The 18,970-nt window shown below is 48.6% G+C and carries 12 protein-coding genes; 5 read left to right on the forward strand and 7 right to left on the reverse strand.

Translation table 11 applies throughout. The features are described 5' to 3' along the window. Positions 1-58: 58 nt before the first annotated feature. Together ACTNEN_RS04530 and ACTNEN_RS04535 are read right to left on the reverse strand one after the other, a co-directional pair. On the reverse strand, positions 59-1,843 hold the full coding sequence (locus ACTNEN_RS04530; RefSeq protein ID WP_441204857.1) for an ABC transporter ATP-binding protein: 1,785 nt from the start codon (positions 1,841-1,843) through the stop codon (positions 59-61). Further along, the gene (locus ACTNEN_RS04535) at positions 1,840-3,663 is read right to left on the reverse strand and encodes an ABC transporter ATP-binding protein (RefSeq protein ID WP_441204858.1); all 1,824 of its coding nucleotides are present in this window, start codon (positions 3,661-3,663) and stop codon (positions 1,840-1,842) included. Before ACTNEN_RS04535 ends, ACTNEN_RS04530 begins: the two co-directional genes overlap by 4 nt. A 213-nt stretch (positions 3,664-3,876) precedes the next feature. On the opposite strand from ACTNEN_RS04535, the gene ACTNEN_RS04540 reads away from it, so the two are divergent. Beyond that, entirely contained in the window at positions 3,877-4,752 is an 876-nt protein-coding gene (locus tag ACTNEN_RS04540; protein WP_441204859.1) for a LysR family transcriptional regulator, read from the forward strand. An 86-nt stretch (positions 4,753-4,838) separates the two neighbouring features. Here ACTNEN_RS04540 and ACTNEN_RS04545 read toward each other — a convergent pair whose 3' ends face one another. Next, a complete protein-coding gene (locus tag ACTNEN_RS04545; RefSeq protein ID WP_441204860.1) occupies positions 4,839-9,542 on the reverse strand; it encodes an EAL domain-containing protein in 4,704 nt (1,567 codons plus the stop codon). A 291-nt stretch (positions 9,543-9,833) separates the two neighbouring features. Between ACTNEN_RS04545 and ACTNEN_RS04550 the strand changes: the two genes are divergently transcribed. Together ACTNEN_RS04550 and ACTNEN_RS04555 are read left to right on the forward strand one after the other, a co-directional pair. Further along, positions 9,834-10,172 carry a hypothetical protein gene (locus ACTNEN_RS04550; RefSeq protein WP_441204861.1) on the forward strand — a complete coding sequence of 113 codons (339 nt, stop codon included), beginning with the start codon at positions 9,834-9,836 and terminating at the stop codon, positions 10,170-10,172. A 132-nt stretch (positions 10,173-10,304) separates the two neighbouring features. Further along, a complete protein-coding gene (locus ACTNEN_RS04555) occupies positions 10,305-11,630 on the forward strand; it encodes an MATE family efflux transporter (protein WP_441204862.1) in 1,326 nt (441 codons plus the stop codon). Between the two features lie 37 nt (positions 11,631-11,667). Here the strand turns inward: ACTNEN_RS04555 and ACTNEN_RS04560 are convergent, their stop codons facing one another. Together ACTNEN_RS04560 and ACTNEN_RS04565 are read right to left on the reverse strand one after the other, a co-directional pair. Then, positions 11,668-12,210: a GNAT family N-acetyltransferase gene (locus ACTNEN_RS04560; protein WP_441204863.1), complete on the reverse strand. Its 543-nt coding sequence runs from the start codon at positions 12,208-12,210 to the stop codon at positions 11,668-11,670. Between the two features lie 138 nt (positions 12,211-12,348). Next, complete coding sequence (locus ACTNEN_RS04565; RefSeq protein ID WP_441204864.1) at positions 12,349-13,602, reverse strand: glutathione S-transferase C-terminal domain-containing protein; 1,254 nt, start codon at positions 13,600-13,602, stop codon at positions 12,349-12,351. Between the two features lie 440 nt (positions 13,603-14,042). On the opposite strand from ACTNEN_RS04565, the gene gmk reads away from it, so the two are divergent. Beyond that, the gene (gene gmk / locus ACTNEN_RS04570) at positions 14,043-14,729 is read left to right on the forward strand and encodes a guanylate kinase (protein ID WP_441204865.1); all 687 of its coding nucleotides are present in this window, start codon (positions 14,043-14,045) and stop codon (positions 14,727-14,729) included. Positions 14,730-14,950: 221 nt separating this feature from the next. Here the strand turns inward: gmk and ACTNEN_RS04575 are convergent, their stop codons facing one another. Together ACTNEN_RS04575 and ACTNEN_RS04580 are read right to left on the reverse strand one after the other, a co-directional pair. Next, positions 14,951-15,604, reverse strand: coding sequence for an HAD family hydrolase (locus ACTNEN_RS04575; RefSeq protein ID WP_441204866.1), 654 nt, complete (start codon positions 15,602-15,604; stop codon positions 14,951-14,953). Positions 15,605-15,649: 45 nt separating this feature from the next. Continuing rightward, positions 15,650-16,999 carry a dihydrolipoyl dehydrogenase family protein gene (locus ACTNEN_RS04580; protein WP_441204867.1) on the reverse strand — a complete coding sequence of 450 codons (1,350 nt, stop codon included), beginning with the start codon at positions 16,997-16,999 and terminating at the stop codon, positions 15,650-15,652. 296 nt (positions 17,000-17,295) lie between these two features. On the opposite strand from ACTNEN_RS04580, the gene ACTNEN_RS04585 reads away from it, so the two are divergent. Continuing rightward, on the forward strand, positions 17,296-18,813 hold the full coding sequence (locus ACTNEN_RS04585; protein ID WP_441204868.1) for a DNA/RNA non-specific endonuclease: 1,518 nt from the start codon (positions 17,296-17,298) through the stop codon (positions 18,811-18,813). Positions 18,814-18,970: the final 157 nt, after the last annotated feature.

The raw sequence follows: 18,970 nt of genomic DNA on the forward strand, positions 1-18,970 counted from the left end.
ATAAAGGAATTACGTCAACCTTTTTACAAAAGATTAACCGCAGTTTAACAGCGGGTTTTTATTCCGAAACTCCCGCAAACTGGCTCTGGTACAGCTCCCTGTAGAAGCCGCCGGCTGCCATCAGAGAATCATGGGTCCCCTGCTCCAGGATCCTGCCATCCCGCATCACAAGGATCCGGTCTGCATTACGGATCGTGCTGAGACGGTGCGCAACAATAAAGCTCGTCCTGCCCTCCATCAGCTTCTGGAACGCCATCTGGATCTCCATCTCTGTCCTTGTATCAATGCTGGACGTAGCCTCATCCAGGATCAGCATCGGAGGCATGAGCAGCATGACACGCGTAATGCAGAGCAGCTGCTTCTGACCCTGACTCAGACTGTCATCATTGACCATCGTGTCAAGCCCCTCCGGCATACGACGGATAAACTCCCAGCTGTGTGCCGCCTTTGCCGCCTCAATAATCTCCTCGTCTGTCGCATTGGGATTGCCGAATGCAATATTTTCCCGGATCGTCCCGCTCTTAAGCCAGGTATCCTGCAAAACCATACCATAGTTCTTTCTCAGCGAATGCCTCGAGACGCTGCGGATATCCTGTCCGTCGACCTTGATGGCACCGCCGTCCACATCATAAAAACGCATGAGGAGGTTAATGAGCGTCGTCTTACCGCAGCCGGTCGGTCCGACAATTGCCACCGTCATACCGGGATTTGCCTCAAAGTTAAAGTCTGTAATCAGCGGCTTCTCTTTATTATAGGAGAATGCAACATGCTCGACATCCACCTGTCCCTGATCCGGTACAAGCTCCTTTGCAGGATCGGCACTTTCCGGGGCTGCTTCAATCAGTGCAAAGACTCTCGCGGCACAAGCCATCGAGTTCTGCAGCTCCGTAACAACAGAGCTGATGTCATTAAACGGCTTCATGTACTGATTTGCATAGGAAAGCAGAATGGTAAGCCCTCCGACGGTCAGGACACCGGACATAATCCTGTGCGCGCCTACCAGTGCAACCAGTGCATAGATCACGTTATTTACTGCACGGGTGGAAGGATTGGTGAGAGAGCTGAAAAAGATCGCATCTCTTGAGTAGGTACGGAGCTTCTCGTTGATGTCATGAAAACGCTCCGATGCACGTCCCTCATACCCAAATGCCTTTACGACCTTTTCACTTCCGACCATCTCGTTGATCAGCGCCGTCTGCCGGCCTCTGGTCTCCGTCTGCTTCCGGAACATGCTGTAGCTTCGTGTTGCAATAAAACGTGCAACCAGAAAGCTTACCGGTGTCAGTACGAGCACCATAATAGTAATCTCCACATTCCGTGAAAACATAAATCCAAGCGTCACAATAATTGTGATGATACCAGAGAAAAACTGCGTAAATCCAAGTAAAAGACCATCCGAGAGCTGATCAACATCCGCAATGACTCTCTGCACAAGATCGCCGGTGCTGTGGGCATCCAGCGTGCTGAGCGGAAGCACCTGCATTTGCCGGATCGCCTTGGCACGGATATCGCGCACGGTCCGGTAGGTGAGCCGGTTATTGGTGAGATTCATCACCCAGGTGGCAAATGATGCTGCCACCACAAGCCCCGCAATGCGTACAAGATACGGCATCAGCAGGTCAAAGCGTACCTGCTTTGCGCCGAGGATGGTATCAATGGCATCACCAAACAGCACCGGGATATAGAGCTGGAGGATGACGGATATTGCCGCAAGCAGGATGCTGAGCAGCACAAGGATCCGGTATTTACCGATGACCTCCATGACCTTGCGGAGGGTCTCCATCGAGGAACCGGACACCGCAAGCCCCATCGCTGTTTTATCATTTATCTGCTTCTTGCTCATGCTTGCTCCTTTCCTTCCGGACGCTCCTCCGGAAATTGTGAATAATAGATTTCCTGATATACCGGGCAGCTCTGCATCAGCTCATTGTGTGTGCCAAGTCCCACAAGCTGACCATCGTCCAGTACAAGGATCTGATCCGCTGTCCGGACGCTGGAGGTTCTCTGGGATACAATAAATACCGTCATCTCCCCTTCCAGACCATGAATTGCGGTTCTGAGCCGTAAATCTGTTGCAAAATCCAGCGCACTTGCCGAATCATCCATAATCAGGATTTCCGGTTTTTTTACGAGCGCCCTTGCAATCGTAAGACGCTGCCGCTGTCCGCCGGAGAGGTTTCGACCATTCTGCTCAATCCAGGCATCCAGCATCCCATCCTTACCGCGGATCACTTCCTCTGCCTGTGCGGTGCGGATTGCATTCCAGAGATCTTCATCGGTGGCATTGGCATTGCCCCATCTCAGATTGTCCCGGATGCTGCCCTCAAATAATACAGCTTTCTGTGGTACCACACCGATTTTATGGATCAGCGCGCCTTCCGGATACTCCCTTACATCCTGTCCGTCAACCAGGACCTTGCCGGAGGTCGCATCATAAAATCTTGCAATGAGGTTCACCACCGTGGATTTACCGCTTCCGGTACCGCCGATGATGCCAATGGTCTGACCGGGCATTGCTCTGAAATTAATGTCCGTCACAGCATCCGCGCCGGAGCCCTTGTAGGAAAGTCCGACATGCTGCATCTCCACCGCCGGAACCCGGTTTGCCGAAGCTGTAGCTGTACTCTCCGACCGGGAAGGCGAGGATGCAGAAGCAGCGGCATTCGCATCTGAAGCAATAGCGGAGGTCTCTAAGCTGGCGGCTGCCGGATACGCCATGCCGGGCTGTACATCCAGGATGGAGCCGACACGGTTGGCGCAGGCAATGGACTTGTTGATGGTGATGATCAGAGATGCAAGCTTGATCAGCTCTACAATAATCTGTGCCATGTAGTTATACAGTGCCACCACATCGCCCTGTGCAAGGTTTCCGGTGTTTACGCGGACACCGCCCTGCCAGATCAGGAGGATCGTGGCGAAGTTAATGAGGACATAGGTCAGCGGATTCATGAGCGCCGAGAGCTTACCGACAAACTCATTGACGCGCGTAAGCGTATCGTTCTGACCATCAAACTCCTGGATGGACTCCGCTTCTTTACAGAAGGCACGTACCACACGAACTCCGGTGAGATTTTCACGGGTAAGCCTCAGCAATCCATCCAGCTCGGTTTGTACCTTTTTAAAAAGGGGAATGCTGGCAGCCATGATGCCAAATACAACGATACTCAATAGCGGAATCGCAACGACAAAGATCAGTGCGCAGCGGACATCAATGGTAAATGCCATGATCATAGAGCCGAATACGATAAAGGGGCTCCGGAGCATGAGACGCAGCGTCATGTTGATACCGGTCTGCACCTGATTGACATCGCTGGTAATCCTCGTAATCAGTGTATCCGTACCCAGGACATCCAGCTCCTGATACGACAGACTTTGTATATGATCAAACAGAGCCTGACGGAGATCGGTTGCTGCTCCGACGCTTGCGGTTGCCGCAAACCACTGTGCCGTGAATGAAAACAGCATGCCTAGCACCGCAAGTAGGAGCAATATGCCAAAGCAGCGGAGCACATAGGCAAAATTCTGCTGCGCGATACCGCGGTTGATGATTGCCGCCACCGTGATCGGTACCAGCAGATCCATCAGAGCCTCCAGCAATTTAAAAGCCGGCGCGAGGATGGATTCTTTTTTGTAATGTTTCAGATAATCCCAAAGCTTATCCATAATGTGATTCCTCATTTACATATAGCGTTTTTATTGATTTACGATTGCAAGCATAACACGGCAAATATATATTAGACATATATATTTTAAAACAAACTATATCGATTAGATATATATAGGCACGATATATTAGGCTACGATAGTTACATCGATCATTTAGACTAGATAAGATAAGAAAGAGATGCCGCCTGCGAAACAGAAAGGATTTTATTTATGAATATGGAGCAACTGATCTATTTTACGGCAGTCGTGGAGGAGGGAACCATATCCGGCGCTGCCCGGCGACTGAACATGTCCCAGCCTCCGGTATCGCTGCAGCTTAAAAATCTGGAGGCGGAATGCGGCGTTACGTTGTTTATCCGTGGCGCCCGGCAGATCCGTCTCACCGAGGCAGGACAGACACTGTATGACTATGCGGTAAAAATTCTGGATCTGAAGCATTCGGCGGAGGACGATCTCCGCTCCTTAAAGTCCGGCAAAAAAGGAAGTCTCAGGATCGGGATTGTCTCCTCGGGACTTTGTGAAGAGTTCTTCCGCGGGATTCGTGATTTTACGCTCGGACATCCGGATGTGAATTTTAAAATCTTTGATGGAAACACCTACCAGCTCTTGGATATGCTGGAGCATCAGAAAATCGAGCTTGCTGTAATCCGGACACCATTTCTTGAGCATGGGCTGGATGTGATGGAGCTGCGCCGGGATCCGATTACAGCGGCGGGCTGCGAACAGCTCATGATCCGGCTTCCGGAGGGAGCGCTCCATCTCTCCGACCTCCGGAAGCAGCCACTCATTCTGTACCGCCGCTGGGAAAAAATCATTCGTGAATGCGCGGAAAATGAAAAAGCCCGTCTTAATTATTATTGTGTCAACGATGATGCCCGCACCAGTATCCAGTGGGCGGAAACCGGGCTGGGCATCGCGCTTGTTCCGGCTTCGATTCTGCCGGTATCCCATGGACTTCTTGCCAGGGAACTGGAGGAAGCGCCCTTATGCAGTACCATCTGCCTTGTCCGGCGACGGGATCATGAGCTCTCGGAAAGCGCACTTGCCATGTACCGGTGCTTTGAAAAAATCTATCGCAGGAAATAATTCAACTGTTACAATACATGAACCTTTTATAATACTTTTAAATCAGATGGTTTTTAATCACATCGCCTTTTATACTGCGAATGCTTTTACTTCCGGTCCTCTCGTCTTCTCCGGTAGCTGTGACCCTTATCCTTATACATGCTGAGATCCGCTTTGGTCAGTAAGGCATCAAAATCCGTAACTTTGCCGACGGTGCAGGCATAGCCGATTGCCATGCTGATGCCGTGGTTTTCGGCGCTTTCACGCATGTGACGGATTAAAAGCTCGATGTCCTTTGCGTCCAGGTCTTCTGTTACCACAAGAAACTCATCGCCTCCTGTACGGAAAACATTTTTTAATCCTGCGCACTCTCCTAGGATTCTGGCGGTTTCGGAGATCAGGATATCACCGGCATGATGCCCCTTGGTATCATTTATGTCCTTTAAACCATTGAGATCCACAGAAATCACGCCAATGACGCCGTCGCCCTGCCATGCTCGGATCCGTTTTTCAAGACCACGCCGGTTTCCAATATTGGTAAGCTGGTCCTTCATGCTCTGATCCTCCAGAAGCTGTAACGCATTCCTGTTTCGGATCAGGATCGCAAGGAAATCCGTGAGTGTGGACAGGAGTAGATTTGCCGCCTGGACGGTATCCTCCGAGGGATTTATCACCATGGTAAATCCTTCACACCGGTTGGCAAGCATCAGCTGACCGGATGCAAAACTTCTGACGCCATGCATGCGGAGTGAAAAATCCGGATGCTCCGACTGAAACGAAGCCATATCGCTGATGATGACAACATGATGTAAGTTAAACCCATGATATAATGCGCGGAAGTTTGATTTCGGGATACTCTGAAGCTCCTCCTTTAATGGCAGTACCCCTGACGCAGTCCATTCATAGCTTGCACTTACTGTGTTATCTTCCCGCTCTTCAAAAATCAAAAAGCGCTCCGGCCTTAGATTTCTGGCAATGCATTCCATGAACTTCTCAATACCGCGATTGGGATCATCCTCCCTGAGACCTAGCGAAATTGCCTCATTTGCACGCAGCTCCTGATAAATCAGTTCATGATCTTTAGCTAGTGTACTGGCATACTCTGTCATGTTTGTGGCATGCGTGAAGCGCAGCACACGATTTTCCCATGGGATCAGAAGCGAACGGATCAGCATCCTATCATTGCTTTTATGGCATAAGTGTTCAGTCGCAAAGATATTGTCATTCCGGAGCTGGAGGTTTGGGCAGTCTGCACAAGGCGCATGGAACCCCTCCAGCACTTCATAACAGAGCTTTCCCTTGATATCTTCCTCCGGCTTCAGCCCCACATCTTTACGTGCGCTTTGGTTCAGATAAACGAGCTCATAGGTTTTGGGGTCACTGATTACGATACGATCCGGTGCACGATCCAGCGCATCGCGGCGGATCACAACACGGTCTCCTATATAAGGACGCTCTCCGTATACATGCTTCTCGGCATTGCTCAAGCGACGGATCAGAAGCTGTAAAAGCTCGTCAAAGCTGTTTACCTCAGAACCGTATGTGATTGCATATGTGCATCTCGGCATCGTACGCAGCCCCATGTTCCGCCAGAGGAGCGGCAGCGTTTCAGAGACTTGCTCGAGCCTATCTGCAATATCATCTGTATTGTTTCTATGCTTAAAGCAAAGGAAGCAGCAGAGACCTATACGTGCTATGGTCCATCCGGGAATCAATGCCTCGCATAGAGATGCAATAATTTCTTTCAATATATGATCTGCTGTTTCAGGATTATCCCGTAAAACCTCGGCATAGCTTGTAATGTCGATCAGCACTCCTGTGTAGTCGATCTTTTTTACCCGATATTGATCTGCATAGACAAGCCCTGTTTCAATTGCGCCTCGGAAGCTGAGCAACCCGGTTTCGGGATCGGAAAGACCAAGTCTTAAATTATCCTGTGCCGTGGTATTTTTAGCACTGACCATACCCATGATTCCGGCGATCCCTTTTTCATGGTACCAGGGTGCCCATGTGACAGAGAGCTCCTCAATTTTACCGACATTCAGAACCGGCTCTGTTGTCGTAAACGTATCCTTACCCTGCTCCAGCAGCTGACGCTCGACCTCGGAAGGCACAGAGGGATCGACATGCCAGCCAAGCTCCGTTTCGGTTTTGCCAAGGATTTCTGTTCCGTTTGTAAATCCACCTTCCATGATAAATTTCCTGCTGGCACCAAGGATTCTGCCGCTTCTATTCTTCCAGATAAAAGCGTATGGACCATATTCCTTGAGAGTATGAAAAAGATTGCTCTCCTCGGAGATACCCGGCGCACAGCTGCAGGTTGTAATACCAAACGAGCGGCAGAAATCCGGAAGCAGCGTTTCACGGTCACGCTTCTGCTCCCAGATGTCCTCTCGTTCACAAAGCAGGATATTTTTATGGAGACTTTTATAAATGATCATTGCTTCAAAAACTGTCCAGCGGTAGCTTCCGTCATTTTTACGTATGCGCACAAGCTCGATCTGGGGATTGCCACTATCCTGCAGCACTTTTTCCTCAAGCTTCTCCGGACGGATAAAGTTGATGAACCTCTCCCGGTCCTCCGGATATACCAGATGATCGGTAAAGGATATAAAGTAGGTCATAATAGACGGATCAACATGCTCCGCAGCTACCTCGTGGTGGTTGGACTGCAGAACCCGCACCTCATTTTTACTCCGGTCAAGCAGATAAAAGCCTTCATACATATGAAAGATATTTCGTAATGCAGCATCCATATTGCCGGCTTCCTGCAGATCGGATTTTGTACTCATATTGTATAAATGCGCCTCTCCGACAAAGAGACGTTCGCTGCCGGCGATCCAATTGACAGTTACCTTCATATACTGACCATTATCAACATAAACGGTAGTTTCTGCATGATGCGATCGCTGTGTCTTTTTTAAAAGCTGTATAAAAATACCTCTGAACGGATAATCCTTTGCAATCAGATTGGCATTGGCTTCCTTCAGGTTCTGCGTGCCTGTACTTCTCAGTTCACGGATATAGGCATCATTTTCAATAAGCAGGGAAATATGCTTACCATCAAAGCGGAAAATTGCCGTCGGCAGATCTGACATGAGATTGACGCTTTCTGTAGCGTCCAGGAGGTGCGCTGATTCTGGGTCCTCCGGCTGTATTCTGCTTTTCTGAAAATAGGTTGGGATATCCTCGTACATCATCGGCTGCCCGTAAATGTATCCCTGAATTCGTCCGCAGCCAATTTTTGTCAAAAACGCTACCTGTTCCTGGTTTTCCACTCCTTCTGCCAGTGTCTGAATGCCAAGCTCCTTATCCATCATCACAATCGCAGAAATAATCTTACGGCTGCGTTCATCAAAATCCCTGAAAAATCCCATGTCGATTTTAATGACATCAAAATGAAAATTATGTAGAGAACTGAGTGACGAATATTCACTTCCGAAATCATCCATCCAGACCTGAAAACCTGCCTTCTGCATTGCATAGATTTTGGACATCATGCTGAGCTGGTTTTTTGACATAACACGTTCAGTAATTTCAAAATTAAGCAGACTACGCGGTACCTGGTAACGATCAACCAGCTTCTCGATCGTACTGAGTGGATCGGAGATCTCAAAATCAAAGCCTGAGAGATTTATGGACACAGGAAACAACGGCAGGAGATTTTGTATCCTGTCATGGCAGATCTGCATTACCCGTTCCAGTACATAGCGGTCCAGCCGGTTTATGAGCTGTGCCTCCTCCAGAACCGGTACAAAAATATCCGGCGCAATCATCCCAAGCTCCGGGTCTTCCCAACGAGCCAGTGCTTCAAAGCCCCAGAGATTTCCAGTGAGTGTCCGTAGAATCGGCTGATAATATACCTTGATATAGGATTTTTCCAGTGCCTCGTTAAAATTGCGGAGAATATAGGTTTTTCTGCGGTTGCTCTCCTCCATGGCTTCGGTAAACACAGCCACAGAACGGTTTCCATCGGATTTGATGCTGTCACAGGCAATCTTGGCAGCATCAAACGAGTGGCGGAAATTATTTAGAGAATCCTCTTCATGAGTCCGGTAAACGCCAGCCTTCAGGCGGATGCCTCCGTCATTAATATAGTGATTGACCTCATTGCATACATCCTCAAGCTTGCTTTCCAGCTGATGCTCCGGTAAAAGTGCCACAAAATGGTCCGCTGCCAGATGCCCGATCAATGCGCCCGGAAAGGAAGCCCTGATGGTATTTGCGATTTTTTTGAGGCATTGATCGCCGAGGCGTGTACCGTGCATCCGGTTATATTCTTTAAATCTTGTGATATCAAAGCTCACAGGACAAAGTGCAGCTCGTGTATGATTCTCCTTATACTCCCGGGCTTGCTGCAGTGCTGCATCAAAAAATTTATGCATACCGGGCAGTCCTGTATTACTGTCAGCTTCCTGATCCTCGGCGATCTGCTCCATAGAAAAGATCTGAATAACATAGACCATGCCGTATGCGGTCTGTTTTAGTGCTCCGATTCCCTCCGCCTGGCGGAAATGTCCCTGCTTTGTCCGATAATGGAACATGAAATGAAAATGCTCCGGATGGGCTTTTGCCAGTTCATTCAGCGATCGGTAGCTGTCAGCATCCATCATATGCTGATAAGAAGCATCGCAGTACGTGAGAAGCTCCTCCTCAGACTCGCATTCATAAAGCTCTGCTACTCTTTGATTAGCAAAAAGGATTGTTTCGTCAGGATCGGTCTTTATGAGACAGATCCCGCCGTTTAAAAGATCATAAAATTTATGGTATTGAGTCCGGATATTATCTTCCGACAATTTGGTGTCTTTCATATGGTCAGAACCCCAGGCATAAAATTATTGAATTGCGTATAAATTGATTTTAAACCCGGGTAATATGCCTGTCAAACCATTCGGCTGAAAAACTTAAAGTCTGGGTGAAAATCAGTCGGGATGCCGGAGGAGCCAGCATTCGCAGGATGGAAATCATCAAAACGTAAAATGAATGGCTGAAATAGAAACTAAATTAAGCAGAAATTCCATCATAGTGTAATGCGCCATAGTGTGATAATATTAAACATACGTGTCCATAGGCACACTGTTCGGCGAAAGGTAGGGGGAGCTTTGTTAGAGGATCGAGTATATCTTAATATTGACCGGGTCATCTCGCCACAGGCCTATACACTCCTTGGAAAAATCATGGATAATACACTGCGCGGCTCAAGCCCTATAATGGTAATTAAGGGGAGAAATTTAAAGCTTACAAGCCAGACCTTGTTTGAGCTTCAGCGGGCAGTGAGCTTCTCGTATAAGGATCCGGTCAGCAAGATCTCCTTCACATATCCGCTCGTCAAGGATTTCACGGTTAAGGTGAATCCCTCAGGAGAACCGGTGGCAATCCAGGTACGTCTGGTGAAGGAATTGCCGGAGCTTGCGGCTGCCATGCTAAGAGGCGGTAACTGAGAAGCCCGGATAAGAACATATTATGTCTGTCGCCATTATACTCGACAATGCCAGGAAATTCACCTATTCTGTGATGCGATACTTGGCAATTGCAACGCAGCTATAAATATTATTAGAGGAGTGTCGGAAATCATGCAATCTACCGATCCAACATTGACACAATCGACTACACCAAGGTCTCTTTTCATCCGCTATGTCGCGCAAAATATCTTCGGGCAGATCGGGATGTCCGCGTACATCCTTGTAGACACGTATTTTATCTCCAAAGCAGAGGGCGCTGACGGCATTACCGCGTTAAATCTCGTTCTGCCTTTTTTTAACCTGATCTATGCCTTTGGAGCCATGTATGCCATCGGCTCCGCCACCCGCTTTACGATACTCCGGGCACGAGGACAAAAGGACGCTGAACTATATTTCACCAATGCCGTTTTCTGGGCAATCCTCACCGGTATTCCTTTTATGCTGGCGGGCACCCTGGCGCCGGAACCCATCATCTGTCTCCTCGGAGGTAACCAGACCATTGTAAACGTCGGCGTTCCCTATATGCGTATATTTATGCTTTTTGCTCCGCTTTTTATGGTGAACCAGATCTTCAATGCATTCACAAGGAATGACGGCGCACCGACAACCGCAATGCTTGCGACGATGATGAGCGGTATTTTTAACATGGTTTTTGACTATATCTTTATGTTTCCATGTCGCATGGGAATGGCTGGCGCTGCGCTCGCGACAGTATTTTCGCCCTGCGTCGGGATCACCATCTGCAGTACGCACATCCTGTCGCGGCGAAGCGGTGTGAAATTTCTCCGGCGGCTTCCGTCTCTCCGGAGAATCATTTCCGCGTCGCAGCTCGGCATTTCGGGCTTCATCGGTGAGATCGCATCTGCAGTGACAACCGTCGTATTCAATTACCTCATCCTCGGACTCAGTGGAAACACCGGTGTCGCTGCATTCGGCGTCATCTGCAACATCGCGCTCGTTGTAACATCCGTATTTAACGGTGTTTCCCAGGGCGCACAGCCGCTTTTCAGCCACTATTACGGGATGCGAATGCAGGATGCGCTGAAGGAAACGCTGGGGCTTGCGATCCGGACTTCAATGCTTTTTGCCGCCGGATTTCTGATTCTCTTTAACCTGTTTCCGGCGGAGATTGTCAATGTGTTTAATTCCGGTAACAGTCCGGAAATGGCAAGCCTTGCAGAGACCGGGATGCGGCTCTACTTCATCGGATATCTTTTTGCCGGCTTTAACATCATCGGCAGCGGGTATCTCGGCGCGACCGCCAATGCTCTCTGGGCGCTGATCACGTCTCTCGCGCGGGGCGTGGTGTTCATCATCCTCTGTGCAGTAATCATGGCGGCGGTCTTTGGCATGCAGGGCATCTGGCTTGCCTTCACCGTATCCGAGCTTCTGACCGCTGGCATCACTTTATTTGCCCTGCTTCATTCCTTTACATAATTCAGCACGGAAATTCCGCTCTAAAAGCTTTAAAACATCAAAGATATTTCTCCACGAGTACGCAGGTGAATGACAATGGTCCGGCTTTCCCCTCTGCCCGTTCCTTTGCGATCTGCACGACGCGCTCCTTTTTCCGCGCGGCCTCCTCCGGGAAATACTGCGCGTAGACCTCGTCAGAACGAGTCTCATACCCGATCGCGTTATAAAAGCCTACGGAACGGTCCTGGCTCGTGATCAGTACATGATGGTAACCGTTTTCCTTAATCCACTTCTCCGCTTCAGCGACCATCCTTGCGCCGATTCCGGTCCTCTGCTGCTCCCTCACGGTTGCGACACGCTCAATTTTGGCATAACCGCTTTCCGGATCTCCATGATAGGCAATCCTGCATCCGGAGACCGGCTTATGCTCCTTGAACAGAACGACCGCGTGGATGTCATCCTCCGGACCATCGTGACCAAATTCCAGCTCTACCGGGATTCCCTGTCCTACAACAAACGAGTCCAGACGGATGTAGTCATATGCAATCTTCTGCCACCGCGGGGAATCCCCGGTGACTCTATATACTTCGATATCTGACATTTTTCTGCCTTTCTGATGTATTTGGTCGATATGTATTTACCTGATTTATATGTAACTACTATCCTCAGGATTTAGCTATTACATCCGGCACCCTTAAGCCCATTGTAGTTACCACCGGTATACTTACGAAAATTGAGATTACAGCAGTCCCTTCAGCGGATTGATCGATGCATCCTGGTCCAGCGGACTGTTGGCAGGATTAGCCGCCTCTCTCCGAGCCGGATCCGGATCATTCCATGGACATACCGAAATCTCGCTCACATAGTCCTCATAGCTTTCATTTTCCGGATGCCTCAGGAACATTTCGTCCGGCGTTTTGCTGAGCTTTGCTCTCTCACCATCCGACGCCCAAAGCTTGTCAAAATCAATCTGAGGTGCAATCCTCGTATTCCAGTCGGCAAAAATCTGCTTGTTCATGTCGCTCTGACCTCTTCCGACCGCAAGATCATGCAGATACGTATTCTTTTTAAATGCCGGGATATTGTAAAGCTCTCTCGCATAGCCCCAAATATTTGGATAATCCACAATACGATGCTTCACAGGACCGACATTACGGAAATAGCTGATATCCCATCTTGCCAGTGTTACAAAGAAGCGAATGTCACTGTCCGTCACATAATCGCCAAAGAGGAAGCGGTTGGTCTCAAGACGCTTCTCAAGCTTGTCCATGGAATCATAAAAGTCATCAAAGGACTCATTATAGGCTTCCAGAGACTGGCAGAACGCCATCCGGTAATGCCCGTTGTTGATATGCGGGAAAAGCCAGTCATTTAACTGATCAATCTCCCTCCGGAACTTCTTGGGATAAAGATCCGGCGCATCCTTAGGCTGGAACGGACGGAACTGCACTTCAAGATAATTTGTGAGCCGGTGATAGTCGTTATTGACCGCCTTTTTTTCAATGACATCCACAAGCGTCGGTGTTGTGGCTCTGCCCTTAAATCCGGGTCTTGCCTTCTGATAAAACTCACTCAGGAAATACGCACCGGTAAACGGGTCCTTATGTCCCGGTTGATCCCGGAAGCCATGACCGTACTTATTGCTGTCTCCGGTAGACGTACAAAGCACATTCCCGATCACCTTATCAAGCCCGAGGAGATCCTTGGCAATGGCAGGACGATTGGACCAGTTACAGCCCTTTGCCCAGTACAGAACATAACGATTTGCCTCGGCTTTTAAATCCCCCGCCTTATCGCCAAACGGCTGGATAAAAGCATTCGCCTGACGACAAAACGCACCACGCGCATCGATCTCGTTTTTGGTCTCCATCGGTCTTGGCGGGACACCTACCTCCCTGGCATGCTCCTCCGCCTCCTGATCCGTATAATCTGATGCGGCAGCCTCCGCAGCAACTCTCCTTCTGTGAGCATCAATATCACAAACGTCAGCCATGGTTTTCTCCTTATATAAATCATGTGAATGCAACAGATCCGCTATATCGCGAGATCCCACGTTACAATAGGACCTGTATTGTTGTTTAAATTTTCTAAATCATAGCATTTTACTAGTGTATTGTATAATAACTATTATTTTGCACCGGATATAGATTAAACCTATATGCTGCTATTTCTCATTTTCAGATAAAATATTGTGAAATATTCTGCATTGTGTTGCATAACTTGTGCAAATTAAGCGACTGCTGTATGGAAAACCTGTGCGACAGTTTGCATTTACCGAAAACAAAAGCATTCTCTATATGCTCATGGGATGCTATAATATAGACAGATGCAAGAGATTTCGTAGAAAAACCGGGAGGTCATCCGTGGAACGTTCGTTATATAAGAGACCATGCAGCATGATGGATGATCTGCCCTTACAGAAAAGGAGGAACTATGCAAAATCTTGAGAAGGACTATTTCGCAAGAGTCGGGGAGTATGGGCAACTGATTGTGATTTCTGGACCGAGAAGTGTCGGCAAGCGTACCCTTGTGAAGGAATATCTGAAGCAGCATCCGAAGGCAATCAAGCTGCCGACTGTCACCACACGTGAGAAGCGCCCGGAGGAGGTCGAGGGCGTGGAGCATTACTTTATCAGCACCTATGAGTTTGATCAGATGATCCGTTCGCATCAGCTCATTGATTATACGTATTATAATCGGATCGGCTACGGTACAACGATGGAGTCTATCGAGAAGGCACGTAAGGAAGGTCGCAATGTCCTCCTGATTGATGATGTCACAGAAGCCATCCATGTAAAGCTGCAGTGCCCGGATGCTACGCTCATTTTCATCATCCCACCAAGCTGGGATGAGCTGCAGGAACGTCTGATCGCACGGCACAAAGACAATCCGAAGCTCCTTGAAGAAAGCCTTCTGGATGCACAGGAGGAGATTCTCTGCGCCGATCAGTTTGACTATGTTCTGATCAATGATACCGTAGAACGAACCGTGAACCGTATGGCACAGATCATTCACGGACTCCGCTACTCTAAGAACAGTATGAAAAACTTCTGCAAGGCATATGTGCAGAGCGAGATCAAATCCGACTTCGTGGATGAAGTGAAAAAACTGATTCAGTGAGGACTGGTGCAGCGATAAGGCAATAGAACCAAACCTTTGGGTAAAGCCCCCGAAGAAAAATTGCTGAATGAAGGCTCTGAATCAAAGAAAGAAACAAAAGTCCTGGAAATATAGAAATAATACTAAGTAAAAGGCAGCCGCCCAATGATTCAGGGCAGCTGCCTTTTGCAATTCATTATTAGTTGCAGCCGCACTTTAGCGTATTGCAGCTTACTGGCATCTCATAGCAGCTCACGGTAGCTGTGAATCACCTGATCTGCGCCAAGCTTAAGCAGCTCCTGCCGATCCGCCGTCACATCCAGGGCAATAACTCTCTCCGCTCCTGCCGCAACACCCGCCTGCACACCAGACTTCGCATCCTCAAATACATAGCTTTTGTGTATGTCTGCATGCAGCTTCTCCGCTGCCTTAATAAAGATATCCGGCGCCGGTTTCCCGGGGAAGCTGTGATCATTATAGGTCACCTGTTCCATCGTGAACCACCGCTTGAGCGGAATGTGCTTAAAATAAAATTCAACATTCTCAATTGGCGAAGACGTGGCGATCCCAAGCTTCACTCCTGCAGCCTTTAACCGGTCCAGATACTCCGGAAGCCCATCTCTCAGCTTATAAATATCGATATGCGAGAGACAGATCTCCCGATACGTTGCTTCCTTCTCTGCCACCAGACGCGCAACCTCCGCGTCAGGCAAATCTGAACCCAGAAACGTCCGGATCGTAACATCCGCATGGATCCCGTGAATGTACTGGTCCATTTCGCTGTCCGTGAGCTTCCTGCCAATATGGCGCTCCATAAATAAATTCCAGGCATCATTATGATAAATCTCATCATTTACCATCGTGCCATTGTAATCAAAAATCACTGCTTCCGGCATATATGTGTTCCTTTCCTATTTATTCCTTCTGCTTCGCGCTTTGTATTATTTTAACAAACCACTGACCATGGAGATCAGTCCGTAACTCTCCGTTGGAAATGCAAATATCATCTGGTTGAGTTGCTGTTTTGTCAGCTTTTGATTGATGATTAAAGTGATCAAATCTACAAACATACCCGCATCATCGGAAAGGAAGGCGGCGCCAACAAGCGTATGCTCCATATCAAAAACAAAGGTAAAGTCTGCATACTGTTCATTTTTAGCTTCAAAAAGCAGCGTCTTACCATACGGCACCGAAACGACCTGATAATGCTCCGGATCCTTTAAGGCAGTGTCCACAGAAACACCGACCTGTGCAATCCTTGGAAGCGTGAAAACCAGATTGGGGATGACTGGATATTGAATCGGCGCGGTATTCGGGTTAAGGATATGGTCGGCAATATAATTGGATTCAAAGGTCGCTGTCGGTGTGAGCTTCGGTATCCGTTTATCAATGACATCACCGGACGCATAGATATTCGGTGTGGTCGTCTGGAGATACGCATTCACCTGGATACCACGACGACTGTACGCAACGCCTGCATTCGCAAGATCCAACTCATCTACATTAGGCTCCCGCCCGGTTGCTTCCATTACATAGTCAACGGTAATGCTCCTGCCACTCTGATAAGTGATGCAAAATGCGTCCTCGACCTTGTCAATCCGCTCTACCGACTCGTTGAAATCAAATTTGACACCTTCGTCCGCCATCTTTTTGACAACGATGTCGACATACTTCGCCGGATACATTTTGAGCGCACGGCTGTTATGGTGAATGACGGTGACCTCGGCACCAAGCTCAATAGCCATGGAAGCAAACTCCATGCTGATGATGCCGGCTCCGATGAATGCGACCCTCTGTGGGAATGCCGCCAAATCCAGGAAATCTCTGCTATCATGAATGTATTCCTTCCCGGGAATGTCGCGTTTTACCGGGTGTTCACCTGTGCCGATCACAATCTTATCTGCGGTAATGCGCTTTGTGCCTGCAATCACCGTATGAGCGTCCTCGAACCTTGCCGTTTCATGTATGACCGGCATCCCGGCTTTGGCAAAAATCCCTTTTTCAAGCGCCATTGGCAGCGGCTGAATCACCTGCTTTTTATACTTCATGAGATCTTCCCAGCAGATTTTAGGCGTCTTCTCAATACCAATTCCTTTATAACGCTTAAGCCCATTGACAAAGACGAACGGAGCATCCAGCAGGATCTTGGCATCGCATCCGTAGTTTGTACAGGTGCCACCGATCAGATCACCATCCACAAAGGCAACCTTCTTCCCCGCCTGTACCAGTTTCAACGCGCCATGCCAGGTCGCATGACCAGAACCAATAAATAACACATCATAATCGTACATACGGATACCTCCAAAGTGTGTATTGAGTATAGATAGGTAAAAGTTATATTACGAATCTATCATGATCATACTATACCGCAAAAATGAGAATATGGCAGTACGTTTTTAACTGGCGGATCCGTTTGCAGTTCTATGTAAGATCCGGTTTTCAGAATTGATTTCCATAATAGCTCGTTCTCATTTTTTATGATTTTGTAATTATGTTACGCACACATTTGGGACGGTATGTTTCCATAAAACTTTCCCACTGCTATAATATAGGCATCCCTATTTCAAAATCTGATATGGAGGCGAATATGAAAAAAGCCAGAAAATCTCATGGGTTGTCCGGGATTCGGCTGATGATTGTTGCGCTGGGTGTCTTGCTGCTGACGATTACCCCAGTTGCGGCGCGGCGCACGCACGCAGTAGATGAAACGGCTGCATCTCGTGATTCTATACAAGCAGAAGCAATGCCGGATGCATCGGGAGTAAGGGCTGCGAATGCATCGGGCACGGCGTTGTCCGGTGGTGGCGCAGATGAGGATACGCAGGTATCGGCGGATGCGTCAATAAATGCAGATACGAATGTAACGAGCGCGGAGACATTCGCAGAAGGCAGTGAGTCCAGTGTCGACGCAGGAAGCGCAGATCGGTCCAATGCGGGGTCAGAAGGCTTGAATGGGTCCAATGCCGGTGTGGACACAGATACGCGATCGGATGGGTCGGATGCCGGAATCTCGACAGGAGTCTCTCAAGGCACAGCTAATACAGAACCATTGGCAGGCGCACAGGGTATTTCAGCAAATGCCGGAGCTCAAGGTGCACAAGGATCAACATCGTATGCCGGAGCGTTAGGATCAAAAAGTGCTTCATCATCTGCCGGTGCAACGGCAAAAGCATCCGGAATTTCGCTGGATCCTTCTGAAATCCCGGCGTACAGTGGGAGCCCCTATGTTGAGATCAACGGCAATGTCCCGTTTTTTACTGAGAACGAACTTACCACCGCGTCCTTTGAGAATTACAGCCCTTTGGATCACCTTGGCAGATGCGGTGTGGCATATGCCAACATTTCTCTGGAAATTATGCCGACAGAGGCACGTGGACGGATCGGAAATGTCCGACCGACAGGATGGCATCTTGTGAAGTACAGTGGCATCGATGGGAATTATCTCTATAATCGCTGCCATCTGATTGGCTATCAGCTCGCAGGAGAAAATGCGAATGAAAAGAATCTGATCACAGGAACCCGGTATCTGAACGTCACGGGCATGCTTCCTTTTGAAAACGAGGTCGCGGAGTATGTCAAGACAACGCATCATCATGTTCTGTATCGAGTGACACCGATCTTCGCCGGTGAAAATCTACTGGCAAGCGGTGTGCTGATGGAAGCGGAATCTGTGGAGGACCATGGTGCGGGAGTGAAGTTTAATGTGTACTGCTATAATGTTCAGCCCGGAATCACAATTAATTACACTGATGGCAGCAGCTCCGGACCGGAATTTACCGGAGGCAGCACAGGGAATCAGAGCACCGGGGAAATTAATGGTTTGGCTGGCACCGGTGACACGGGCTCTGGAACAGGATCTGCCGGTATTGCCGAAGGTGCCGCTGCTTCCGGAAATGCATCTTCTACCGGCAGCAAGTCTTCTGCTGATTCCGGAAATGTTAAGAGGCAAGGCGCAAATTATATCGGCAACAGCAACTCCAGGAAATTTCACCGTCCCGATTGTAAATCTGTGGCTAAGATGAGCGACAAAAACAAAGTCACATTCTCCACAAGAGACGAAGCCATCGCTGACGGCTACCAGCCATGCAAGATCTGTAATCCGTAATTACTGTAAATTACAAAAAGCAGGCACTTCAAGAAGATATATCACATTTCATGAGCTATATTTTTGGACAGAATCACATTTCTATTCAAATTATTTTTATGATCCGATTAGCTCAAACAAACCCTTCAAAACCCACGTATTTACGCGCAAAAAAGCC

Source organism: Oribacterium sp. HCP28S3_H8 (genome assembly GCF_052064775.1).
Lineage (GTDB): Bacteria > Bacillota > Clostridia > Lachnospirales > Lachnospiraceae > Oribacterium.